Here is a 23,434-nt window from a genome sequence, read left to right on the forward strand (position 1 = left end):
GGCGTCGGCCCAGGCAACAGTAATCCGGTGGCCGGCCCCGGAAACGCCGAACGGCGCACCGGGAATCTCCGGTGCGCCGTTCGGGGTGGAACGCTGTGCGGGGTCAAGCAATACCGGCAGGACGCCGGCCCGTGGACCTAGCCCAGCATGGACAGGACGTCGCTGAACTTCGCCGAGGGCCGCATGGCCGCGGTGACCTTGGCCTCGTCCGGGTGGTAGTACCCGCCGAGGTCCACCGGGGAGCCCTGGACGGCGAGGAGCTCGCCGAGGATGGTCTCTTCGGAGGAATCCAGCGCTCCGGAGACAGCAGCGAACGCCGCGGCCAGCTCGGCGTCGTCGGTCTGGCGGGACAGTTCCTGGGCCCAGAACTTGGCCAGGTAGAAGTGGCTGCCGCGGTTGTCGAGCTCGCCGGCCTTGCGCTTCGGGGACTTGTCCTCCAGCAGGAAGGTCCCGGTGGCGCGGTCCAGCGTGTCGGCAAGGATCTGCGCGCGGGCGTTGCCCGTGGACGTGGCCAGGTGCTCGAAGCTGACGGCGAGGGCCAGGAACTCACCCAGGCTGTCCCAGCGCAGGTGGTTTTCCTTGAGCAGCTGCTGCACGTGCTTCGGGGCCGAGCCGCCGGCGCCGGTCTCGAAGAGGCCGCCGCCGTTGATCAGCGGAACCACCGAGAGCATCTTGGCGCTGGTGCCCAGTTCCAGGATCGGGAAAAGGTCGGTGAGGTAGTCGCGCAGCACGTTGCCGGTCACCGAGATGGTGTCCTCACCCTTGCGGATGCGCTCCAGGGTGAAGGCCGTGGCCTCCTCCGGGGACATGATGCCGATCTGCAGGCCCTCGGTGTCGTGCTCCTTGAGGTACTCCTCAACCTTCGCGATCATCTGGGCGTCGTGGGCGCGGCCCTTGTCCAGCCAGAAGATGGCCGGCATGGCGGAGGCGCGGGCGCGGGTGACGGCCAGCTTGACCCAGTCGCGGACCGGGACATCCTTGGTCTGGCAGGCGCGCCAGATGTCGCCCGGGGCGACCTTGTGCTCGATCAGCACGGTGCCGGCGTCGTCGACCAGCTGGACGGTGCCGGCGGACTGGATCTCGAAGGTCTTGTCGTGGCTGCCGTATTCCTCGGCGGCCTGCGCCATCAGGCCGACGTTCGGGACGGTGCCCATGGTGGTCGGGTCGAAGGCGCCGTGGGCGCGGCAGTCGTCGATGACGACCTGGTAGATGCTGGCGTAGCTGCTGTCCGGGAGGACGGCGAGCGTGTCGGCTTCCTGGCCGTCGCGGCCCCACATGTGGCCGGAGCTGCGGATCATGGCCGGCATGGAGGCGTCCACAATCACGTCGGAGGGGACGTGCAGGTTGGTGATGCCCTTGTCGGAATCGACCATGGCCAGCTCGGGGCCGTCGTTCAGGCCCTTCTTGATGGCCGCCTCGACGTCGCCGCGGATTTCCTCGGGGAGGTCCTCGAGGCCGTTGAGGATGGAGGCCAGGCCGTTGTTCGGGCTCAGGCCGGCGGCGGCGATCTGGGCGCCGTAGGTGTCGAAGAGCTCGGCGAAGTACGCCTTGACGACGTGACCGAAGATGATCGGGTCGGAGACCTTCATCATGGTCGCCTTGAGGTGGGCGGAGAACAGCACGCCCTCTTCCTTGGCGCGGGCCACCTGGGCTGCGAGGAAGCTGTCCAGGGCGGCGGCGCGCATCACGGTGCCGTCGATGATCTCGCCGGCGAGGACGGGGAAGGCCCGCTTGAGGACCTTGACCGTGCCGTCTTCCTTGACCAGCTGGATCTTGACGTTTCCGTCAGCCTTGATGACCACGGACTTCTCGTTGGAGCGGAAGTCATCGGTGTCCATGGTGGCGACGTTGGTCTTGGACTCGGCGGTCCAGGCCCCCATGCTGTGCGGGTTCTGGCGGGCGTAGGCCTTGACCGAGAGCGGTGCGCGGCGGTCGGAGTTGCCTTCACGCAGCACCGGGTTGACGGCGGAGCCCTTGATCTTGTCGTAGCGGGAGCGGATGTCCGTCTCTTCGTCCGAGGAGGGGTTGTCCGGGTAGTCCGGGAGGGCGTAGCCCTGGCCCTGGAGCTCCGCAATGGCGGCCTTCAGCTGCGGCGTCGAGGCGCTGATGTTGGGCAGCTTGATGATGTTGGCTTCGGGCTTCTTGACGAGGCCGCCAAGTTCGGCCAGGGCGTCACTGACGCGCTGCTCTTCGGTGAGGTAGTCGCCGAACGCGGCGATGATACGGCCGGCCAGCGAGATGTCGCGGGTCTCCACTTCCACACCGGCCGTCGAAGCGAAGGCTTCAACAATCGGCAAGAACGAATAGGTGGCCAGCATCGGCGCTTCGTCGGTGTGGGTATAGATAATCTTTGCCATTGCTCGGGCGTCTCCCTGAAGGTCTGGGTATTTCCGGAAATTTTGTGCCAATTCAACACCCCTAACTTACCCGAGGGAGTAGGGTGGCCGCCTACCGGCGTCGCACGCCCCGGACTCCGTGACGCCGGCAACATGCCGTGACAAGAATTGACAGGAAGCTTTACACCCTGGTCAAAGTCCCGTAGTTTCGTTCCCATCACAGCGGCCACCACCGGAGGCCGCACCGCACTCCACCGGTTAGGACAACCATGAGAACACCCAAGACTCTGGCCACCAGCCTCCTCAGCCTCTCGGCAGCGGCACTGTTGGCTCTGAGCGCTGCGGGCGCAGCGAGCGCAGCCCCGGCACCCGGCAACACGCCGGCGGAAACGTCCGGGGTCAGCAGCCACACCGTCGTCGAGACCGGCGGAGCGGAGTACTGGACGGAAGAACGGATGCGCAGCGCCATCCCCGGTGACGTGCTGGCCGAGCGGGCCATGCAGAAGAGCGCCAACTCCAAGGTCGCTGTGAACCGCCCGGCTGAAGCGGGATCGCCCAGCACCGTCGAGTCCCAGGCACCGAGCCTGCAGGCGAAGGAAGTCCAGAGCAAGGCGAACGCGAGCGAGACCCCGGTCAAGCACATCGGCAAGGTCTTCTTCACCCTGGGCGGCTCCAACTACGTCTGCTCCGGCAACTCGGTGTCCTCCACGAACAAGAGCACCGTCTCCACCGCCGGGCACTGCCTCAACGAGGGCCCCGGCGCCTTCGCCACCAAGTTCACCTTTGTCCCGGCCTACCTCGACGGCGCCGCACCCTACGGCATGTGGACGGCCAAGTCCCTCCACGCCCCGACTCAGTGGAGCTCCGGCGGCGACATGACGTACGACACCGGCTTCGCGGTCATGAACACGCTCAACGGGCAGACCCTCTCGGACGTTGTGGGGGCCTCGGGCGTGCAGTTCAACGCGGCCCGCGGCCTCACCTACAAGGCGTTCGGCTACCCCGCGGCCCGGCCCTTCACCGGCGAGTCCCTGAAGAGCTGCAGCGGCACCGCCACGAACGATCCCTACAACCCGCAGTTCAACTCCCAGGGCATCCCCTGCAACATGACCGGCGGATCCTCGGGCGGCCCGTGGTTCATCGGCACCAGCTCCACCGGCTACCAGAACTCGGTCAACAGCTACGGCTACGGCAGCAAGTCCACCACGATGTACGGCCCGTACTGGGGCTCCGTCATCCAGCAGGCCTACAGCACCGCGGCCGCGTCCTAGGCAAACACCCAGCAACACACACACCAGCGCGGGGTCACTCGCGGCCCATCTCCAGCAGCGGGGATGGGCCCAGGTGGCCCCGCGTTGCCGTGTGCCGGGGCTGGGGACAGGGCGGGGTTGACTGGACATGCCCCGCGGGCACCGGCACCACTGGACGTGTCCCCCGCAGCTTTGGGACATGCCCAACGCACGGACGTCGCACTGGACATATTCCCAATATGCCCAGTCCTTGGCTCCAAAAATGAGCATGTCCCGCGCGCGCCACCACTCCGTCCGCGACCATGGTCCTCCCCACCCCACGGGACATGTCCCCCGCTAAACGCAGAGTCTGGACATAATCCCCATGTGCCCACCCGCAGCCACGAAAAATGGACATGCCCTCCGGGAAAGGGAGGGCATGTCCATTCGTGGAGAGGCCGGGCACGGAGGCCGGGTGCGCGCGGATCCCCGCGCGTCCGGGTTTGCCTAGCCCTTAGTGGAAGAAGTGCCGGGCGCCGGTGAAGTACATCGTGATGCCCGCGGCGTTGGCTGCGGCGATGACTTCCTCGTCACGGACCGAGCCGCCGGGCTGGACGACGGCGCGGACGCCGGCGTCGATCAGGATCTGCAGTCCGTCGGCGAACGGGAAGAACGCGTCCGACGCCGCCACGGCGCCGCGGGCCCGCTCCGGGGCTCCGGCGGCGTCGGCGTTGGAGGCACCGCCGGGGGCATCGCCCCCAACAGCACCGTCGGAGTCCACAGCTACGCCCAGCGAGTTGGCCCGCTCGACGGCGAGCTTGCAGGAGTCGAGCCGGTTGACCTGGCCCATGCCGATGCCCACCGCGGCGCCGTGGTTGGCCAGCAGGATGGCGTTGGACTTGGCCGCGCGGCAGGCGGTCCAGGCGAAGGCGAGGTCGGCCAGGGTGCCGGCGTCGGCGGCCTCACCGGCGGCGAGCGTCCAGTTGGCGGGGTTGTCGCCCTCGGCGTCGACCCGGTCCGACATCTGCACCAGCACACCGCCGGAGACCTGGCGGATTTCGGAGGGGTAGCGGCCGTAGCCCTCGGGCAGGGCGAGGAGGCGGATGTTCTTCTTCTTGGACAGGATCTCCACGGCCTCGTCCTCGAAGCCCGGGGCGATGACGACCTCCGTGAAAATGCCCGCGACCGTCCGGGCCATGCCGGCGGTGACCGTACGGTTCGCCGCGATCACACCGCCGAACGCGGACACCGGGTCGCAGGCGTGCGCCTTGGCGTGCGCGTCCGCGATGGAATCCGCCGCGGAGGCGGACCCCACGGCCACGCCGCAGGGGTTGGCGTGCTTGATGATCGCGACGGCGGGCTCGGCAAAGTCGAATGCGGCGCGCAGGGCGGCGTCGGCGTCGACGAAGTTGTTGTAGCTCATGGCCTTGCCGTGCAGCTGGTCGGCCTGCGCGATGCCCGCCGGGGCGGCCTTGTCCACGTAGAGGGCGGCCTGCTGGTGCGGGTTTTCGCCGTAGCGCAGCACCTCGGAGCGCTCGAGCGCCAATCCGGCGTAGGCCGGCCAGTCGATGACGCCGTCGCCGTCCTCGTCCAGGAACTGGCTCGCGGTCCAGCTGGCCACCGCCGTGTCGTAGGTGGCGGTGTGCGCGAACGCCTTGGCGGCCAGCCGGCGTCGGGTCTTCAGGTCAAACCCGCCCGAGGCGGCGGCAGCAACGACGTCGTGGTACGAGGACGGGTCCACCACAATGGCGACGGCGGCGTGGTTCTTCGCGGCGGAGCGCACCATCGCGGGGCCGCCGATGTCGATCTGCTCAACAACGTCGTCCTGCGCGGCGCCCGACTTCACCGTCTCCACGAACGGATAGAGGTTCACGACGACGAGGTCGAACGGCTCGATGTCCATCGACACGAGCGTGTCCATGTGGGCCGGGACGCGGCGGTCGGCGAGGATGCCGCCGTGGACGCGCGGGTGGAGGGTCTTGACCCGGCCGTCCAGCATTTCCGGGGAGCCGGTGACTTCCTCGACTTCCTGCACAGGGATGCCGGCGGCGGCGATTTTCTTGGCGGTGGAGCCGGTGGAGACGATCTTGACGCCGGCGTCGTGCAGGCCCCGCGCGAGCTCCTCCAGACCGGTCTTGTCGTAGACCGAAATCAGGGCCCGGCGGATGGGAACACGGTCGATGGATACACGGTCAAGCTGCGTGAAGCTCACAAAAGTCTCCGTCTTATATCGCGGCGGGGCCGCGGGTGGTGGGGATGCGGCCAGTTTATCGCGTCGGCGCGCTCTGCCGTCCCGCCGGGATGCCCGCGCGCCGGAGTATGAAGCGCACGGCACCCCCGCGCGGCCACGTAGAATTTTCCCCGGAGGCTGAGATGAATACGTACACGACTGTGCCCAGCGGCGAGCAGGTGGTCCAGGAACTGCCCTGGCGCTGGAAGGTGCAGGGCCGGATTTTCCTGATCGGCGGCCTGGGCTTTATGTTCGACGCCTGGGACGTCACGCTCAACGGCATCCTGATTCCGCTGCTGTCCAAGCACTGGTCCCTCAGCCCGGGCGAGGCCGCCTGGATCGGCGCCTCGAACCTAATCGGCATGGCTCTGGGCGCCTTCATCTGGGGCACCATCGCGGACACCATCGGGCGCAAAAAGGCCTTCACCGCGACCTTGCTGATCTTCTCGCTCTTCACCGTGCTGGGCGCCTTCTCCCCCGACTTCCTCTGGTTCGTGGCGTTCCGGTTTATGGCCGGCTTCGGTCTGGGCGGCTGCATCCCGGTGGACTACGCGCTGGTGGGCGAGTTCACGCCCCGCAAGCAGCGCGGCAAGGTCCTCACCGCGATGGACGGCTGGTGGCCGATCGGCGCCGCGCTGTGCGGGTTCGTGTCCGCCGGCCTCGTGGCCCTGTACGGGGACTGGCGGCTGACCATGCTGGTGATGGTGCTGCCGGCGCTGCTGGTGTTCTGGGTCCGCCGCAGCGTGCCCGAATCCCCGCTGTTCCTGATCCGCAAGGGCCGGCGGGACGAGGCCGCCAAGGTGATCGATGAGCTCGTCGCGGCGACCGGGGCCGAGCCCCGCGTCTACAGCCTCCCCGAGGCGCAGGACGCGCCGCGGCTCTCCGCTGGCAGCGCCTGGACGCAGCTGCGCCTGCTCTGGCAGTACGACTGGAAGATCACGACGGCGGCCTGGTCACTGTTCTTCAGCATCCTGCTGGTGTACTACCTGTCGCTGACGTGGATGCCGCGGATCCTGATCGGCGCCGGCTTCGAGGAGTACAAGGCCTTCCTCACCACCGCCTCCATGGCCGCCGTCGGGCTCCTGGGCGTGGTGGTGGCCGCGCTGCTGGTGGAACGAGTGGGCCGGAAATGGATCCTGGCGATCACCGGCCCGCTGTCCGCGCTGACCCTGGTGATCGTGGCGATCGTGGTGGACATCCCGACGGCGGCCGTGTTCTGGCTGCTGGTGTTCGGCTTTGTGGTGCAGGTGGCCATCCCGGTGCTCTACGCGTATGTCTCGGAGCTGTATCCGACGGAACTGCGCGGCTCGGGCTTCGGCTGGGCCTCGACGTTCTCCCGGCTCGGCGCCGGCTTCGGCCCGCTGGTCTTCGCGGCGTTCCTCTGGCCGGAACTGGGCCTCGCGACCTCGTTCGCCATCGCCGGGGTGCTGGTGCTGCTGAGTGTGCTGTGGATGGCGTTCTTCGCCCCCGAGACCAAGCAGCGCCACCTCTCTTAAGCCCGCCCGTTCCCCCGGATGCCCTATCACTTTTGGTGCTTCTGAGCCCCTGAGAAGCACCAAAAGTGATAGGGCAACGTGGGGTGGTGGGGGTCAGGCAGGTGGGGGTCAGCGGGGGTTCAGGGGGTCTTCGCGGCGGCGAGGGACGCCAGCGTGGAAACCAGGAGCCTGCGCTCCACTACCTTGATCCGTTCGTGCAGGGACTCCTCGGTCTCGCCGTCCGCGACCGCCACGGCTTCCTGCGCGATGATCGGGCCGGTGTCCACGCCGGCGTCGGCCCAGTGCACGGTGCAGCCGGTGACCTTCACGCCGTAGGCCAGCGCGTCGCGGACCCCGTGCGCGCCGGGGAACGAGGGCAGCAGGGCCGGGTGGGTGTTGAGGTATTTGCCGCCGAACGCGTCGATGAAGTCCGCGCTGACGATCCGCATGAACCCTGACGACACAACGACGTCGGGCGAGTACGCGGCCACCGCATCGGTGAGCGCGGCGTTCCACGCGGCCCGGTCCGGGTAGGCCTTGAAGTCCACCACGAAGGTCGGGATTCCGGCGGCGGCCGAGCGCTCCACCCCGTACGTGCCGGGCCGGTCCGCGCCGACGGCGGCGATCTCGACGTCGAGCCGGCCCTCCTTCACGGCGTCGATGACGGCCTGGAGGTTGGAGCCGGTGCCGGAGACGAGGACTACGATGCGCATTGTCCTAGCTTATGGGGCCGCTCGCGTAGGCTGGAAAACATGAATCCCCCGAACGACTCCGCCGGCAGCACAGGCGGCCAGCCGCAAGGCCAGCACCCGCTCAGCGACGCGGCCAAGGCCTCGCAGGCCAAAACCCATAATCTGTTCCGCAGCTTCATTGTGGCGGTGCTGGGATCGTTCTTCGTCTACCAGCTGGACCTCAACTACCTCTGGCTGAGCGCACTTCTGACGGCGGCCGGCATCGTGCTGGGCGTCATGGTGCTGGTCCGGTACGCCAGGTTCAAGGAATCCAAGCTCGTGCTGTTCGGGACGATCTCGGGGATGGTGGTCCTGGCCGTGCAGGTGCTGCTGCTCCTGACCTCGGCGCTGTTCTTCAACCAGGTCCGCGACTACCAGCAGTGCAGCCGCCAGGCGCTCACCCAGCAGGCCGCCTCGATGTGCCAGACCCAGCTGGAACAGTCCCTCCCGCGGTTCCGCTAGAAGGCCCGGGGCCGCGTCACAGGGACGCCGTCTCCAGGTCCGCTTCGCGCAGCTTCTGCTGGCGTTCCAGCCACGGTCCTGCGGCGTAACCGATCACGACGCCGACTGCCACCTCCGCGGCCAGGAACAGTGCCGTCCGGAGCGGGTCGGGTCCGATCTCCGTGAGCCGTCCGATCCCGGCGGAGCCCCGGGCCAGCCAGGCAAGTCCCGCTGCCAGCAGCCCGACGACGCTGCCGACCATCGCGCCGAGCGCCAGGGTGGAGACCGTGGCGGTGAACCAGCGAGCATGGATCTTTATCGAAAGCCATTCGTCGAAGTGGTTTTCGCCTTCGCGCAGGAACCACCAGCCAGCCAGGGTTCCGGCGAGGACCGGCACCACGAGCACGGCCAACGCGAAGTCCAGCGGCCCGGCCGGCAGCGCCGCAAACACGGGGATCGACGGCAGCGGCCCGACGGCGGTGCCCAGCGCCCCGGCCTGGGAGCCGACGCCCAGAGCGAAGCCGGCCCCGGAGATCCAGGCGAGCGCGAACACCGCCAGGTTGGGCAGGAAGCCGAGTTGCGCGATGGTGAGTACGGCACCACCCATCGCCCCGCCGTCGAGCGCTTCGTAGACCGCGATCACTAGGTTCCAGTGGATGAAGAAGGTGGCGGCGAGTAGCGCGCAGGACATCGCCAGGCTGGCCATCAGCGCCACGAAGCCGGCTTTGATTGCGGACCCCAGGTAGGAGCCGGCCCAGCGCGAGTGCTGGCTGGTGCGGGAGAGCCAAGCGACGGCGTCGACGCCGATCAGGCGGCTCCAGGAGCCTGCCTCGCGGCGGGCGCCGATCACCATGCCAAGACCGAACGGGATCAGCGGGATGAGGGCGGCGGACCAGAGGCCGACGCCGACGTCGTCCGTGCGGCAGACAAAGCCGGTGGTCAGACCGAATGCGGAGTACATCAGCCAGGAACCCAGCAGCGCTTGCCAGAGCTGGTCCGTGTACGAGGCCCGGGCCAGCCGCCGGCCGGCGCGCCAGGCCAGCAGGAACGGGATCAGTGTCAGCCCCAGCGGGGTGAGCGACAGGACGCCGGACTGCGGATGGGCGGCTGCGGTGCCCACGCCCGCGGTGTCCAGCAGCAGCGGGACGCCGTGAATCAGCAGCCAGGCCTGGCCGGCGAGGCGGGCCAGGGCGTCGGGGCCGGCGTTCAGGAACCCGGCGGTGGCCCACACGGCGAGAATCGGCGCGGCCACCACCAGGGCGGAGATTATGGCTGCCTGCGCGGACTCGAGGGCTCCCTGCAGCCACAACGGCATCGGAAGTCCACGTTCCCCGGTCTGATCAGCGCGCAGTTTCATCGTGTTCCATGGTGCCACGTACGCGGGTTTCCGCCCGTTCCGACAGGCTCAACCGGCCGATTTGGCACGGATTCTGCCCCGTTCCAGGTAGTGCGCCCTCAGTTCAGCAGGTGCGCTTTTCGGCGCTTTTTTCCCTACCCGGCCGTAAAATTGTAATGTCCGCAATCATTGGTTGGAGGCAGAAAATGACTACCGCATCTCCACATGCACATGGCGTTCATTTCGGACGGACGGATGTCCAGAACGTCGGCATGGGTGTAGGTATCGCTCTCATAGTCGTGGGCATCCTGGGGTTCATCCCCGGAATCACCACGCAGTACGACTCATTGGCGATCGTTGGACCGAATTCCACGGCCCTGTTCCTGGGCCTGTTCCAGGTATCGATGCTGCTAAACATCATCCAGGCCCTCATCGGCGCCCTCGGCGTAGTGATGTCCCGGAACAACCCTATGGGCGCCCGGAACTTCCTCATGGGCTTTGGCCTGCTGTACATCGTCCTGAGCGTCTATTCGCTCATTGTCGGTGTGGGGTCGGTGGCCAATTTCCTGTCGCTGAATGTCATGGGTGCGTGGGGTTTTATGATCCTGGGCGTAGCAATGGTACTCGCCGGCTGGCTGCTGTCGAGGCACCTGTCCGACGACGCAAAAACCCGGTAAGCAACAACCGGGACAAAGGGAGCCGCGAATGAGTAACGTTTCATAGCAATCCGAAAATTCGTACTACCTGCTGGTGCAGTCGCCTCGCGGAAACGCAGCGACTGCACCAGCTTTATTTGTGCGGGGGCTGGTGGCTTGGTGGCGGTGCAGGCTTGGGGCTTGGTGTTGCGTCGGGGGTTTGCGGGCGTGCGGGGCATGCGCGGCGTGCGGATGAACGCCTCGCGTGGGTCTCGCGCGGCGCCGGGCCCCCAAGCAACCGCCAATTCGCCACGAATGGCCGCTATGAGCCTCGGCGGGTTCACCCATTCGCCGCGAATGGCCGCTATGAAGCGCCGAATAGCGGCCATTTGCGTCAGATCACTGCCCGGCAGGGAGGAGTCGAAGCCCTCCCTGCCGCTCTACCGATGTGTCTTCCGTTAGGCCGCGACCATCCTGTGGTGAGGGCCGAGCCGGTGGCGGTCCGCTGACCGGTGGCGCTGCGCCACGCCCCATCCATCTGTCACGAATGGCCGCTAAGCACCATCGCTAAGCGGCCATTCGCGTCCAATCGTTCACATGAGAGCGGCGGGCTAGAAGCGGACCAGGGAGTACGGCAGGCTCGGCAGGTTCCCCGCGGTCCAGGGCCGTTCGGACTTATCCACCGGAATGAGCCCGCGGCCGTCGCGAACCACCAGCACCACCGTGCCAACGATGGCGACCACGGCAACCGCAGCCAGGATAATCAGCAGAACCACAATGGACCCGGTCATGACCAACACCTCTAAGATCAATTTTACTGCGGTCCGCTCCTGCGAGAATGGCCAGATGACCGCCATCATCCTGGGCTGGAACCCGGACCGCTGGAATGACTGGAACTACGCCGCCGCCGTCGACCGTGTGGCCGAGACCGGGGTGCACCTTGAGCGCTGGAGCGTGGGCCGCCGCAGGAGCATCGCCGCGGGTACCGACGCCTGGCTTCTCCTGCAGGGTGACCATGGCCGGGGACTCATCGGCCATGGCGTCGTGGTCTCGGTCCAGCCCGAAACCGGCCCGCACCCGCTCGCCACACACGACGCCGCGCCGGCCGAGCCCCCGGTGTCTGTGCAGGTGGCCTTCGACGCCCTCCTGCCGCCCGGCGAGCAGATCGCCGTCGACGTTCTCACTGAGGCACTGCCCGCGGTCCCGTGGGACAGTGATGATGGCGCCGAGCTGAGCGTTGAGCCGGCCGAGGAAGCGGTCATCAGGGCCCTGTGGCGGGATGTCGGGCCTCCGCCGGGCCCCGACCCCACCCGGCCCGGTCCCGGCACCTACCCGCAGGACGCGGTCACCCGGGTCGTGGTGAACAGGTATGAACAGGACCCCGACGCGCGGCGGGCCTGCATTGCGCACCACGGCAGCAGCTGCGCGGCCTGCGGGTTCTCATTCGAGCAGAAATACGGCGAGATCGGGCTGGACTTCGTCCCGGTCCACCACCTCGTCCCGGTCTCCCAGCTCGGCAGCGGCTACGAACTCGATCCCATCACGGACCTCGTGCCGCTCTGCAACAACTGCCACGCGATGGCGCATGTCGGGGTGGGGACGCCGCGGACCGTCGCCGAGCTGCGGCGGATCATCGGCGACGCCGGGTTCCTCCGCGGATCCACGGTCACCGACGAACAGCTCGAGGCCCAGCGGCAGGCCCGCGAGCTCCTGGGACCGCAGTAGGTCCGCCGCGGCACCGCCGCCCGCCTTGCCCGCCAGGTCGTCCCGGCAGCATAGCCCTCAGGCGGACCAGACCTGCCGGAACTTGCCGCCGCGGTCGGTCCGGGGCGGCTCTTCCGCATGGTCGATGGTGACTGGTCCGGCCCCCTGGGCGGCGAAGAAGCTGCCCAGCCGCTCCTCGACTGTCTTTTGCACCCGCGCCCGGTCGGCGCCCGCACTGACCTCCAGCCGCAGGCGCAAGGTCTGCGGGCCGGTGCGGATCGCCTGGAACCGGCGAACTCCGGCGGTTCCCTCGATCACCGAGCCCAGGGCCAGCGGAACCACTGTGACCGTTCGGCCGTCTGGTGCCCCGAAGGACACCAGATCCCCGGCACGCCCCTCGATCGTCACTGCAGGAAAAGGACTCCCACACAGGCACGGCGACGCTGCCACCGTGACACGGTCGCCGAGGTCGTAGCGGATGATGGGCTGCACGCGGTTGGCCAGGTTGGTGACGAGCACCGTGTGCGAGGTGACGCCCGCGGGGACGGGCCGGTAGTCCGCGTCCACCGGCTCAAGGATGTACCAGTCGGTATTGACGTGGAACGCCCCGTTCCGGCACTGGCTGGTCAGGGCAGGGACTTCCGAGGAAAGATAGCGTTCGGTCACCCTGCAGCCAAGCGCCGCTGCGATGGTCGCGCGTCCGACGGCGGACAGGTTCTCGCCGGAGCTGATGGCCACGACGGGACGGATCCGCAGCCGCCCGGCCTGCTGCTCCGCGGCCAGTTGCAGCATGGCGCTCGGGTAGCCGTACAGCAGGGTGGGCTGAAAATCGTTGAGCTCCTGCACCAGGTCGGCGAGGGGCCTGAGCACGGAGAAGACCCGGACCCGCCGGGCGATGATGGGGGCTCGCCGCCGTGCTGATTCCGTCAGCACCACGCCAGCGAAGTGGGCTCCTCCCGCGACGAGGGCCGCAGCCCGCAGCCCGCGCCGTAGGAACGCCCTAACGTCCACAGCCCGGACCAGGGTCCGGCGCTCGCGGACCCGCACCACCAGGTTGACCACGACCCACGAGAACCGGTCGTGAACCAGGACGGCCGGCTCCCCGGTGGTCCCGGATGTGGTCACCACCAGGTACTTCCCGCGGTAGTAGCTCCCGAGCCGGGAGAGGTCGGACAGCAGTTCGGATCTTAGTTTCGCCAGGGTGAGGTGCGGGTCCGTCACCCAGTCGTCAAAGTTCTCCATCAGCTCCCGTTTGCCCACCCGGGGAAGCTGGCGCGGATCCGAGATGACATCCGGCACGTCCCGGTACAGGCGGCGGTAATACGGCGAAGCTGACCGGGCAAACTCCACGAGCTCCGCGAGCCGCGTCTGCTGCCGGCGGGCGATCCCCGTCGGGCCCTCCGACTCGGCCCGCCAGGTATCCCAGGCGATCCCCATCATCGTTTCGGATACGCCGCGCATCGCGAGACACCTTCCCGGAACCTCCCGCGGCCCCACGCCCACTCTTCCACCGCCGCAGACGCCTCAACAGGGGCTTTCGTCCCCGCGGCCCGGTGGAAACCGGCCCAGCAATGGGCCCAGATGGCCACCAGGCGGGGGTGGACATGCTCATTGTTCGCCACCACGACAGGGCATATGGGCACTATGTCCAGGCGCCGGCCCGAGCGGAGGGCATGCCCATGGGCGGGGCGGGCTAGCAGCAATGAGCGGAGCATTTCACAAGTGGACATGCTCATTCTTCGCCACCACGAGCGGGCATATGGGCACTATGTCCGGCCCTGGGCGCGCACGGAGGGCATGTCCAGCGGGCGGGGTGGCCGAGCGACCATTGCGGAGGACATGCCCAATGGACCATGGACCCCGCGCCCGCACCCCACCCCGCACCACGCCCGTTAACCCACTCTTCCCTCCCCCGCCACACACACAACCCCGCACCGCAAGCCGGCCCGCGCAGGGTGGAGGGGTGAGGATCGCAATTGTTGCTGAGTCATTCCTGCCGCTGATGAATGGGGTCACCCACTCGATCCTGCGGGTCCTGGAGCATCTGCAGGAGCGCGGGGACGAGGTGCTAGTGATCGCGCCGTCCACGCAGGACACGGAGGCCACCGACGAGGTCTTCGGGGCGCATGTCCACCGGCTGCCGTCGGTTCCGCTGGCCGGCTACGCGAACGTGCGGGTGGCGATGGGCGGTGTCTCTCGGGTCAAGCGAATCCTTGCCGAGTATGCGCCGGACGTGGTCCACCTGGCGTCACCGTTCGTGCTCGGCTGGCGCGCGGCCCAGGCCGCCCACCAGTTGGGGATCCCCACCGTGGCCATCTACCAGACCGAAGTCCCGGGCTACGCCGGGCGGTACGGGGTCCCCTTCCTGGAAAACTGGGCGTGGAACCGGGTGGAGAACATCCACCTGCTGGCCTCCCGGACCCTCGCCCCCTCCAGCTTCGCGCTTAACCAGCTCCGCGGCCGCGGCATCCCGCGGGTCGAGATGTGGCGGCGCGGAGTGGACACGGAACGGTTCTCCCCGGGAAAGCGCGACGACGGCTGGCGGGCGGCTTTGGCCCCGGCCGGCGAGCGCCTCATCGGCTACGTGGGCCGGCTCGCGGTCGAAAAGCAGGTGCAGGACCTCGCCGTGCTGGCCGATGTGCCCGGCACCCGGCTGGTGATTGTGGGCGACGGCCCCCAGCGGCAGGCCCTCGAGGACGCCCTGCCGGACGCGGTCTTCACCGGGTTCCTCGGCGGCGAGGACCTGGCCCGTGCGGTGGCGTCCTTCGATCTCTTCGTGCACCCCGGCGAGTTTGAAACCTTCTGCCAGACCATTCAGGAGGCGATGGCCTCCGGCGTGCCGGTGGTGGCCACGGGCCGCGGCGGCCCGCTGGACCTCGTCGAGAACTCCCGCACCGGCTGGCTGTATGAGCCGGGCAACCTGGCCGCACTGCGTTCGCACGTGGTGGACCTGATGGGCGACGACGCCAAGCGCCGCGCGTTTGCAGCAGCGGCCCACGCTTCGGTCCAGGGACGGACGTGGTCCGCTCTGGGTGCCGAGCTGGTCCGGCACTACCAGGCTGTCCTCGCCGTCAGCGTTCCCAGGACCAGCACTCCGGCTGTCGCCCTGTAGGGGTTGCCGGGATCGGCCGGGTCCCCCGGAACCCTCATCAGCGCCGACGGGACACTCTCGGCACAGCCCGCCGACAGGCCGGGCGCGGAAACCCTGCCGTTGAAACGCCGGGCGCACGTGGTCACCGCCCAGCCGTGAGGCCCCTAAGATTTCCTGAGGGGAGGGACTCTAAATGAATTACTGGTGGGCTCACATTCGTTCGGCGGTGGCACAGTGACGGCTTCCTCGCACCCGCCGCCCGGCATCGAATCGGTGCTGGAATCCAGCCCCGATGCCCTTCTGGTGATCTCGGAGGACGGCACCATCCGCCTGGTCAACGCCGCCACCGAGCGAATGTTCGGCTACACCCGCGAGGAGCTCGTGGGCCAGGACCACCGCATGCTCCTCGCCGAAGGCTTCCGCGGCGGCCTCCACCGGCTCTTCTTCGCCCTCCGCACGGGCGCCGTCTCGGAGCCCGACGCCGAGTCCGTCATCGAGTCCGGCCCCACCTCCGCCACCCCCGGCTTCCCGCCGATCGAGGCCTACGGGGTGCGGCGCGACGGCACCGAGTTCCAGGGCGAGGCGGCCTGCTCGCTGATGATCCCGGACACTGCCGGCGCCCCCATGAGCATGGCCGTCGCCGTCCGCGACACCTCGCACCGGCTCGCCGCGGACGCGGGACTGCGCGAAGCCCTTTCCCTGCTCAGCGCCACGCTGGAATCCACGGCCGACGGCATCCTCGTCGTCGGCGGCGACGGCCGGATCGCCGGCGTCAACAACCAGTTCGTCTCCATGTGGGGCGTCCCGCGGGAGTTGCTGGCCACCCAGGACGACGAGGCCGTGATGGGCTTCGTCCTGGACCAGCTGGTGGACCCCGCGCAGTTCGTCGAAAAGATCACCGCGCTCTACGCCGATCCGGACGCCGAAAGCCACGACGTCCTGGACTTCCGTGACGGCCGCACCTTTGAACGCTATTCCCGCCCGCAAAAGGTCGCGGACCGGGTCGTGGGCCGCGTGTGGAGTTTCCGCGACGTCACCCCGGCCCGGGTTGCGCAGGACCTGATCACCCGGGCCATGGCCGATCTTGCCGAGCAGGCCGCCCAGCTCAAGGCCCTCGCGTTCCAGGACCCGCTGACCGGCCTGTCCAACCGGCAGCTCTTCAACGACCACCTCGAAGCGGCCCTGCGCGGGCCGTGCGGCACCGCCGTCGACGTCCTGCTCCTGGACCTGGACGACTTCAAGGAGGTCAACGACATCCTGGGCCACCACGCCGGGGACCAGCTGCTGATCGAGGTCGGCCGGCGCCTGCGCGAGTGTGTCCGTCCCAACGACGTTGTAGCACGCCTGGGTGGTGACGAATTCGTGGTGCTGCTGGTCGGTTCGCTGGACCCCGGCGCGGTGGCCGAGCGGATCGTCGCGTCCCTGCGGGTGCCCCTCCGGATCGACGGGACCATGCTGCGCCCAAGCCTCAGCCTGGGCCTGGCGTCGATCAACGAGGGCGCCGTGGACGCCTCCGAGCTGCTGCGACGGGCCGACATCGCGATGTACGCGGCGAAAGCCGCCGGGAAGAACCGGTACCTGCGGTTCCACGCGGAGATGATGAAGTCCCTCGTGGAACGCACCGAGTTGGAGGCAGGCCTGCGGCTGGCCGTGGATGCCGGCGAAATCGCCGTGCACTACCAGCCCATTGTTTCGACCCGGCGCGGCGTCGTGGTGAAGGTCGAGGCGCTGGCCCGCTGGGAGCGCGACGGCAGCATCGTCCCCCCGGCGCAGTTCATCCCTGCGGCGGAGCGCAGCGGACTGATCGTCGAAATCGGCACGGAGGTGCTGCTGAAGGGCTGCGCCGAGCTGGGACCCTGGCTGGCGGCGGACTCCGCGCGCGCCCTCGCCGTCAACGTCTCCGGCGTCCAGCTGCAGCACGGGGACTTCGCCGAGCTGCTCCTCGCCGTCGCCAGGAACACCGGAGTGGAGCCGCGGCAGCTGGTCGTGGAGGTCACCGAAAGTGTCTTCTTCGTCGACGACTGCCACGTGATCCAGCAGCTCACCGCCCTCCGGAACGCCGGCGTGCGGGTGGCGCTGGATGACTTCGGCACCGGCTTCTCCTCGCTGGGACGGCTTCAGGGGCTCCCCGTGGATACCCTGAAAATCGACCAGTCCTTCACCTCCATGATCCGCACCGGGGACGAGAAACTGCCGATCCTCAGCTGCATGATCGCCATGGCGCACGGCCTGGGCCTGAGCGTCACGGCGGAAGGCGTCGAGACGCCGGCGCAGGCCGACTACCTGATGAAACTGGACTGCGATTCGCTGCAGGGCTTCCTGTTCTCCCGCCCCACCGCCGGGCCCGGGCTGCGGTCCGCCATTGCCAGGTCCAACGACGCGTTCACCGCCCTCCAGGGGGAACGGGTGTCCGGTCCGCGGTGACCCGGAGCGTTCCGTAGCCCGCGTGCTGGACAAGCGGGCAGCGGACCCTATGATTCAGGAACGCATTGTCCGCGGCGCCGCCGCCGGAACCGTCATCAACACATCAAACGTCGCTTCGGGAGCCGGTATTACCGTGGGAACTGGGATTGAAGGAAGCCTGCTGGAGCAGGGTCCCGATGCTGTGTTGTTGCTGACCGCGGACGGAACCATCGCGTTCGTGAATGCGGCCGCCGAGCGACTCTTTGGCTATGCCCGCGAGCAGTTGCTCGGAGCACAGCACACCGTCCTGCTCTCCGACGACGAGCGTGGCGGCTTCCTGCGGGTCTTCAGCCGGCTGGGCCGCGGCAGCCTGTCCGGCAGCCGGCCGTTCGCGGCGGCAGGCCGGCGTCGGGACGGCCGCGAGCTGTCCCTCGAAGTCACATGCTCGCTGGTGACGCTCGACGACGGCCCGGCCATGGCCGTTGCCGTCCGGGACGGCAGCCACCGGGAGGACACCGATTCCGGCCGTCGCCTGGCGGTCTCGCTGCTCGACGCCACGCTGGAATCCACCGCCGACGGGATTGTAGTCATCTCCAACGACGGGCTCATCACCGGCATCAACGAGCAGTACCTCAAACTATGGGGCATGCCGCCGGAGCTGCTCGCGAAGGAGGACCCGACGGCGCTGGTCACTTTCATCTCCCGGCAACTGCGGGATCCGGACTACTTCCTGCAGAAAGTCACGGAACTGTACGCCGACAGGGCCAGGCAGAGCCACAATGTGCTGGAGTTCAAGGACGGCCGCACCGTGGAGTTCGATTCGCGGCCGCAGAAAGTCGCCGGCGTGATCGTCGGCCGGATCTGGAACTTCCGCGACATCACCTCGACGCAGCGCGCCCAGGACCAGGCACGCCGCGCCCTGGCGGAACTCGCCGAGCAGGCGGACAAACTCAAGGAACTCGCGTTCCAGGACCCGCTGACGGGACTGGCCAACCGAACACTCTTTGCCGAACGCGTCGCGGCCGCGCTGCTGACCCAGGATCCGGTGCATGTGCTGCTCCTGGACCTGGATGACTTCAAGGAAGTCAATGACATCCTGGGCCACCACGCCGGGGATGAAATGCTGGTGAAGATCGCGGCCCGGCTGCAGAAGTGCGTCGGTCCGCACGGCACCGTGGCCCGCCTCGGCGGGGACGAGTTTGTGGTCCTGCTGATCGGCTGCAACGATTCCGACGCCGTGGCCCAACGGATCGTGGCCACCCTCAACGCCCCGTTCTCCATCGAGGGAACCCTCATGCGGCCGGCGCTCAGTCTGGGGGTTTCCTCACGCGGCGCCGGGGCCATGACGTCCTCGGAGCTGTTGCGGCAGGCGGACCTGGCCATGTATGCCGCCAAGGAAGCCGGCAAGAACTGCTATCTCCATTTCCAGCCGTCGATGCTCACCGAGCTGCTGGCACGGACGCAGCTGACGGCCGGTTTGAGGCGGGCCGTGGAACTGGGCCAGATCATTGTGCACTACCAGCCCGTGGTGTCCACCGAGCTGCTGGAGGTGGTGCAGTTCGAGGCGCTGGCCCGCTGGCAGTTCGAGGGGAAGCTGATGCCCCCGGACGAGTTCATCAGGACCGCGGAACGCAGCGGCCTGATCCGGGACATCGGGGCCGAAGTCCTCCGGCGCAGCTGCGCCGAGCTGCAGCCCTGGCTGGCGGAGGACCCGTCCCGGAGCCTGGCGGTGAACGTGTCCGGGGTGCAGCTGCTGCACCGGGATTTCGCCGAACGCGTCCTGGACATCGCTGCGTGGGGCAACGTTGACCCGCGCCAGCTGGTGCTGGAGGTGACGGAGAGTGTGTTCTTTGATCCCCGCTCCCACGTCATCGCCCAGCTCGAGTACCTGCGCGGGGCCGGCATCCGGGTGGCCCTGGACGACTTCGGCACCGGGTACTCCTCGCTGGGCCGTTTGCAGGCGCTCCCCGTGGACATCGTCAAAATCGACAAGTCCTTCGTCTCCATGCTGCGCACCGGGGCGGAGAAGCTGCCGATCCTGACCTCGATGATCCACATGGCCCGCAGCCTGGGCTTGAAGGTCACGGCCGAGGGCATCGAAACCCCGGAACAGGCCCGCTACCTGATGGCGCAGGGCTGCGACGCGCTCCAGGGCTTCCTTTTCTCCCGCCCGGAGCCGGAGCACCGCCGGGAACTGGGCGTCCGCAACACGGCCGCGGCCGTCGCCGCGCTGAACACTTCAACCCGCCCGGAATAGCCGCGGGCGCCAGGACTGCCCCGGCCCGGCAACTTCTTGGGCGTGGCATGACGCGCATCGCCCCGGAACCGGCAACTGCGCATATGCTTCAGGGAAAGCAGCCCCCTGGCTCTGCGAAACGGCGGCTGCTATCCGTATTTATCGGTTTGGGGGCAGGCAAACACATGGAAGCTGGACTCGCACAACTCCTGCTGGAGCACGGCCCTGATCCGCTGCTGTTGCTCAATCCCGACGGGTCCGTTTCCTACCTGAACGCCGCCGCGGAGCAGTTCTTCGGCTATACCCGGTCACAGCTGCTGGGCACGGACTCCAGCCTGCTCCTGGCCGTGCCCTGCCGCGCAGGCTTCCATGCTCTTCTCGCCGGGCTGGCCAGCCCGGCACCGGGCGCCGGCCAGCCCTACGCCGGTTCCGGCCGCCGGGCCGACGGCACCGAAGTCCCGGTGGAGATCACGTGCTCGCTGCTGCCCGCCGTGGCCGGCTCGCCGTCACCGTCCGTCGCGCTCTCGGTCCGCGGCGCCGGGCACCGGACGGAGCCGCGCGGGAACCCGGACGACGGCGGTACCACAGCGGACGGGGCCACGGGCCGCCGTCGGACGCTGGCGGCGTCCACGGCCGCTCCCGCCGCCTTCGCCGGCCACGACGACCAGGTCCGGGCCGGGGTGCTGCGCGATCCGCTGACGTCGCTGCCCAACGGCACCCTGTTCAACGACCGCCTCGCCGCCGCGCTGCGCCGCCCGGACCCGGTGGACGTGCTGTTGCTGAACCTGGATGACTTCAAGAACCTCAGCGCCCTGCTGGGACGGTCCTCCGCGGACGAACTGCTGGTGGAGGTCGCGAGCCGGCTGCGCAACTGCGTCCGCCCGCATGACACCGTCGCCCGGCTCGGCGGCGACGAGTTTGTGGTGCTGCTGACCGAATGCCTCAACGCGGACGCGGTGGCCACGCGGATCGCCGAGTCTCTGCACGAGCCGTTGCGGGTCGGCGGCTCGCTGGTCCGGCCTGGGGTGAGCATTGGCCTGGCCTCCCGGACCTCACCGGCGCTCGACGGCGCAGGGCTGCTGCGGCGGGCCGACGCGGCCATGACGGCGGCGAGGGCCGGCGGCCGGAACGGAGTCAACGCCGCTTGGCTGCGGTTCCGGCCGGAAATGCTGGACAACGTGGCCGGGGCCGATCTGTCCACCACGGCCGGCGGCCAGGCCGGACTCCGGCAGGCGGTGGAGCTGGGCCAGATCTCGGTCCACTACCAGCCCGTGGTGTCCCCGGGGCGCGCTGCGGTGGTGCAGTTCGAGGCGTTTGCGCGCTGGCAACGGAACGGCCGGCTGGTCCCGCCCAACCAGTTCATGCCCGCGGCCGAGCAGAGCGGCCTGATCCGCGAGATCGGCGACGAGGTCATGCGCCGGGCGTGCGCTGAGATGCGGCCGTGGCTGGCCGCCGACGCCGCGTGCAGCGTTTCGGTGAACGTGTCCGCCCTGCAGTTCCAGAACCGGGATTTCGCCACGGAGGTGCTGGCTGTGGTGGCGTCCGCCGGGGTGAACCCCCGCCAGCTCGTGCTGGAACTGACCGAGAGTGCGTTCTTCGAGTCGGACTCGGCCGTGCAGCGGCAGCTGCGCCAGTTGCGGGAGTCCGGCGCGCGGATCGCGATGGACGACTTCGGCACGGGCCACGGGTCCCCGGACGGTCTCGCGGGACTGCCGCTGGACCAGGTCAAGATCGACCGCTCCCTGGTGGCGATGATCAGGACCGGCCAGGAGCGGCTGCCGTTCTTGGGCACCACGATCGACGCCGCGCACGGCCTGGGCCTGATGGTCACGGCCGAGGGCGTCGAGACGCCGGCGCAGGCCAGGTACCTGATGGACCGAGGCTGCGACTCCCTGCAGGGCTACCTGTTCGCCAAGCCTGCCCCGGCCGGCGGGCTGGCCGGGGCGACGGAGAGCGCCCTGGCGGCGGTCGGCAGGGTGGACGCCGCCCGCTGAACCAAGCGGTTACGGCGTCCCGCGGTCGAGTCGCGGGATCCCACACCAGGCGGTGGAGCCGTGGAAGGTTCCACCGGGATCGGTTTCGGGGACACCCCCCGAAGGTGGGGTCCCCGAGACCGACTCAGCGCTTTTCGCAGGCAATGCCGTCGTCGTCGCGGTCCAGGTCGTATTCCCCGAGGCGTCGCTGCGCTCCGTCGTTGTAGCTGTACACCTTGCTGTTCACACGGAAAGTTGTGACCGGCGTGCCGGATGTCTTATCCCGCGCGCCGGTCTTGCCGACTCCGTGCGGATAGACCTTATTGAGCTCGGTGCAATTCTTGTACGACTTCGGCGACGGAGCGGCATGTGCCGGCACGGCCGAAACTGTCAACAGAACGGCGGCCGCGGCCACGGACGCAACTAAACTCTTCTTCACGCGCATGTAAGTGGAATTCCCCTCATAAGAAAGCCTGGCCATTGGTCGGCCCGGCTAGGGGAATGCTATCCCAGAGTTTGCCCAGTTCAGCGGCGCGAACCGTTGTTACGAGGGGGAGTCAAGCTTGTCGAGGTCCCGTGCCACCATGGCCTCGCTGCGGTCCCACAGTTCCCGTGCCAGATCGGCGTCGTAGGCCTGCTTGTTGGCCTTCGCGAGGGTCCGTTTGGCGTAGTAGGCGCCGGAGATCCAGTCCTGTCCAGGTACGGCGGTGGCGAGCCACACCAGCGTGTCCGCGCCCTGTTCCGGGCTCAGCAGGAACCGGCTGAGGAAGGTCTTGTATGCGTGCCGCATCGGGCTCGTGGACTCCGCCGCAAAGTTGGTGGCGACGACGCCGGGGTGGAAGGCCGCAGTGCGGATCCCAAGGGCGCCAAAGCGGTGGTTGAGCTCCGTGGTGAAAAGGATGTTCGCGAGTTTGCCGGTGCCGTAGGCCCGATTGGTGGAGTAGGCCCGCGCCGAGTCGAGGTCGTCCAGGTCCAGCTTGCCAAAGCTGTTGGCTGCGCTGGAAGTGTTGATGACGGTGGCGCTGCTGGCGGTCAGCACGTCCATCAGCTCGGTGGTGAGCAGGAAGGGGGCCAGATGGTTGATCTGGAAAGTCTTCTCGTGACCGTCGACGGTCAGCTCACGGCTGCCCATGATGCCGCCGGCATTGTTGGCCAGGACGTCGATCCGCGGGTATTTGTCCTTCAGCTGCACGGCGAGTTGGCGCACCTGTGCGAGATCCGCGAAGTCGGCGGTGAAGTGGTCCGCGCCGATTTCCCGCGCGATCCGCCCGGTCTTCTCTGCAGAGCGCCCGACGACGACCACCCGGTCCCCCCGTTGGCTCAACGTCCGCGCGGCGGAGGCGCCGATGCCGTCGCTGGCTCCGGTGATGACAATGGTCCGTGCGGTCATGAGAGAGTCCTTTGAGCGGGAGCGGTAATCGGGCTGGACGGAATCGAGCCTACCGAACCATAACGACGCCGGAGCCACCAAACGTTCCTTATGTTGGTTTCGGGTTAAATGCGGGAGAGCCCCAACCGTGTGGTTGGGGCTCTCGACCGTGTAATGATGTTCCGGCGGTGACCTACTCTCCCACACCCTCCCGGGTGCAGTACCATCGGCGCTGTGGGTCTTAG

17 protein-coding genes are annotated in these 23,434 nt (G+C 68.3%); 9 read left to right on the forward strand and 8 right to left on the reverse strand.

The genetic code is table 11. The features are described from left to right. Positions 1-137: 137 nt before the first annotated feature. Positions 138-2,357 (reverse strand): NADP-dependent isocitrate dehydrogenase, encoded by a 2,220-nt coding sequence (locus ABIC21_RS14285; RefSeq protein ID WP_354351040.1) that lies wholly within the window; start codon positions 2,355-2,357, stop codon positions 138-140. A gap of 248 nt (positions 2,358-2,605) precedes the next feature. Between ABIC21_RS14285 and ABIC21_RS14290 the strand changes: the two genes are divergently transcribed. Next, a complete protein-coding gene (locus ABIC21_RS14290; protein ID WP_354351041.1) occupies positions 2,606-3,607 on the forward strand; it encodes a trypsin-like serine peptidase in 1,002 nt (333 codons plus the stop codon). Positions 3,608-4,079: 472 nt separating this feature from the next. On the opposite strand, the gene purH is transcribed toward ABIC21_RS14290, so the two are convergent. Next, complete coding sequence (purH, locus tag ABIC21_RS14295) at positions 4,080-5,777, reverse strand: bifunctional phosphoribosylaminoimidazolecarboxamide formyltransferase/IMP cyclohydrolase (protein ID WP_354351042.1); 1,698 nt, start codon at positions 5,775-5,777, stop codon at positions 4,080-4,082. 161 nt (positions 5,778-5,938) lie between these two features. On the opposite strand from purH, the gene ABIC21_RS14300 reads away from it, so the two are divergent. Beyond that, a complete protein-coding gene (locus tag ABIC21_RS14300) occupies positions 5,939-7,291 on the forward strand; it encodes an MFS transporter (RefSeq protein WP_354351043.1) in 1,353 nt (450 codons plus the stop codon). Positions 7,292-7,410: 119 nt separating this feature from the next. Here ABIC21_RS14300 and purN read toward each other — a convergent pair whose 3' ends face one another. Continuing rightward, positions 7,411-7,983 carry a phosphoribosylglycinamide formyltransferase gene (gene purN / locus ABIC21_RS14305; RefSeq protein ID WP_354351044.1) on the reverse strand — a complete coding sequence of 191 codons (573 nt, stop codon included), beginning with the start codon at positions 7,981-7,983 and terminating at the stop codon, positions 7,411-7,413. 39 nt (positions 7,984-8,022) lie between these two features. Between purN and ABIC21_RS14310 the strand changes: the two genes are divergently transcribed. Continuing rightward, positions 8,023-8,463: a hypothetical protein gene (locus tag ABIC21_RS14310; protein WP_354351045.1), complete on the forward strand. Its 441-nt coding sequence runs from the start codon at positions 8,023-8,025 to the stop codon at positions 8,461-8,463. A 16-nt stretch (positions 8,464-8,479) separates the two neighbouring features. Here ABIC21_RS14310 and ABIC21_RS14315 read toward each other — a convergent pair whose 3' ends face one another. Beyond that, a complete protein-coding gene (locus ABIC21_RS14315) occupies positions 8,480-9,799 on the reverse strand; it encodes a cell division protein PerM (RefSeq protein ID WP_354351046.1) in 1,320 nt (439 codons plus the stop codon). A 251-nt stretch (positions 9,800-10,050) separates the two neighbouring features. Here ABIC21_RS14315 and ABIC21_RS14320 point away from each other — a divergent pair, with 251 nt between their 5' ends. Beyond that, positions 10,051-10,455 (forward strand): DUF4383 domain-containing protein, encoded by a 405-nt coding sequence (locus ABIC21_RS14320; protein ID WP_354351047.1) that lies wholly within the window; start codon positions 10,051-10,053, stop codon positions 10,453-10,455. Positions 10,456-11,024: 569 nt separating this feature from the next. On the opposite strand, the gene ABIC21_RS14325 is transcribed toward ABIC21_RS14320, so the two are convergent. Further along, positions 11,025-11,204, reverse strand: a complete 180-nt coding sequence (locus ABIC21_RS14325; RefSeq protein WP_354351048.1) for a hypothetical protein — start codon at positions 11,202-11,204, stop codon at positions 11,025-11,027. Between ABIC21_RS14325 and ABIC21_RS14330 the strand changes: the two genes are divergently transcribed. After that, a complete protein-coding gene (locus ABIC21_RS14330) occupies positions 11,203-12,138 on the forward strand; it encodes an HNH endonuclease (RefSeq protein ID WP_354351049.1) in 936 nt (311 codons plus the stop codon). The two genes, ABIC21_RS14325 and ABIC21_RS14330, sit on opposite strands and share 2 nt — an antisense overlap. Before the next feature lie 57 nt (positions 12,139-12,195). On the opposite strand, the gene ABIC21_RS14335 is transcribed toward ABIC21_RS14330, so the two are convergent. After that, positions 12,196-13,578, reverse strand: a complete 1,383-nt coding sequence (locus ABIC21_RS14335; RefSeq protein ID WP_354351050.1) for a phenylacetate--CoA ligase family protein — start codon at positions 13,576-13,578, stop codon at positions 12,196-12,198. A gap of 502 nt (positions 13,579-14,080) precedes the next feature. Here ABIC21_RS14335 and ABIC21_RS14340 point away from each other — a divergent pair. From ABIC21_RS14340 to ABIC21_RS14355, 4 genes are all read left to right on the forward strand, one after another. Then, on the forward strand, positions 14,081-15,229 hold the full coding sequence (locus ABIC21_RS14340; RefSeq protein WP_354351051.1) for a glycosyltransferase family 4 protein: 1,149 nt from the start codon (positions 14,081-14,083) through the stop codon (positions 15,227-15,229). A 213-nt stretch (positions 15,230-15,442) separates the two neighbouring features. After that, on the forward strand, positions 15,443-17,632 hold the full coding sequence (locus tag ABIC21_RS14345) for a sensor domain-containing protein (protein WP_502936007.1): 2,190 nt from the start codon (positions 15,443-15,445) through the stop codon (positions 17,630-17,632). Between the two features lie 49 nt (positions 17,633-17,681). Beyond that, positions 17,682-19,868 (forward strand): putative bifunctional diguanylate cyclase/phosphodiesterase, encoded by a 2,187-nt coding sequence (locus ABIC21_RS14350; protein ID WP_354351053.1) that lies wholly within the window; start codon positions 17,682-17,684, stop codon positions 19,866-19,868. A gap of 164 nt (positions 19,869-20,032) precedes the next feature. Next, positions 20,033-21,841, forward strand: coding sequence for a sensor domain-containing protein (locus tag ABIC21_RS14355; protein ID WP_354351054.1), 1,809 nt, complete (start codon positions 20,033-20,035; stop codon positions 21,839-21,841). A gap of 124 nt (positions 21,842-21,965) precedes the next feature. Here ABIC21_RS14355 and ABIC21_RS14360 read toward each other — a convergent pair whose 3' ends face one another. Further along, on the reverse strand, positions 21,966-22,265 hold the full coding sequence (locus ABIC21_RS14360; RefSeq protein WP_354351055.1) for an excalibur calcium-binding domain-containing protein: 300 nt from the start codon (positions 22,263-22,265) through the stop codon (positions 21,966-21,968). Positions 22,266-22,364: 99 nt separating this feature from the next. Continuing rightward, positions 22,365-23,210, reverse strand: a complete 846-nt coding sequence (locus ABIC21_RS14365; protein ID WP_354351056.1) for an SDR family NAD(P)-dependent oxidoreductase — start codon at positions 23,208-23,210, stop codon at positions 22,365-22,367. Between the last annotated feature and the right edge of the window lie 224 nt (positions 23,211-23,434).

It is taken from the genome of Pseudarthrobacter sp. PvP090, assembly GCF_040547365.1.
Classification (GTDB): domain Bacteria; phylum Actinomycetota; class Actinomycetes; order Actinomycetales; family Micrococcaceae; genus Arthrobacter.

Coding starts and splice junctions, on each gene's coding strand:
- ABIC21_RS14285 (WP_354351040.1), bottom strand. CDS start 2,357: ATGGCAAAGATTATCTATACCCACACCGACGAAGCGCCGATGCTGGCC.
- ABIC21_RS14290 (WP_354351041.1), top strand. CDS start 2,606: ATGAGAACACCCAAGACTCTGGCCACCAGCCTCCTCAGCCTCTCGGCA.
- ABIC21_RS14300 (WP_354351043.1), top strand. CDS start 5,939: ATGAATACGTACACGACTGTGCCCAGCGGCGAGCAGGTGGTCCAGGAA.
- purN (WP_354351044.1), bottom strand. CDS start 7,983: ATGCGCATCGTAGTCCTCGTCTCCGGCACCGGCTCCAACCTCCAGGCC.
- ABIC21_RS14310 (WP_354351045.1), top strand. CDS start 8,023: ATGAATCCCCCGAACGACTCCGCCGGCAGCACAGGCGGCCAGCCGCAA.
- ABIC21_RS14315 (WP_354351046.1), bottom strand. CDS start 9,799: ATGAAACTGCGCGCTGATCAGACCGGGGAACGTGGACTTCCGATGCCG.
- ABIC21_RS14320 (WP_354351047.1), top strand. CDS start 10,051: ATGGGTGTAGGTATCGCTCTCATAGTCGTGGGCATCCTGGGGTTCATC.
- ABIC21_RS14330 (WP_354351049.1), top strand. CDS start 11,203: ATGACCAACACCTCTAAGATCAATTTTACTGCGGTCCGCTCCTGCGAG.
- ABIC21_RS14325 (WP_354351048.1), bottom strand. CDS start 11,204: ATGACCGGGTCCATTGTGGTTCTGCTGATTATCCTGGCTGCGGTTGCC.
- ABIC21_RS14335 (WP_354351050.1), bottom strand. CDS start 13,578: ATGCGCGGCGTATCCGAAACGATGATGGGGATCGCCTGGGATACCTGG.
- ABIC21_RS14350 (WP_354351053.1), top strand. CDS start 17,682: ATGATTCAGGAACGCATTGTCCGCGGCGCCGCCGCCGGAACCGTCATC.
- ABIC21_RS14355 (WP_354351054.1), top strand. CDS start 20,033: ATGGAAGCTGGACTCGCACAACTCCTGCTGGAGCACGGCCCTGATCCG.
- ABIC21_RS14360 (WP_354351055.1), bottom strand. CDS start 22,265: ATGCGCGTGAAGAAGAGTTTAGTTGCGTCCGTGGCCGCGGCCGCCGTT.
- ABIC21_RS14365 (WP_354351056.1), bottom strand. CDS start 23,210: ATGACCGCACGGACCATTGTCATCACCGGAGCCAGCGACGGCATCGGC.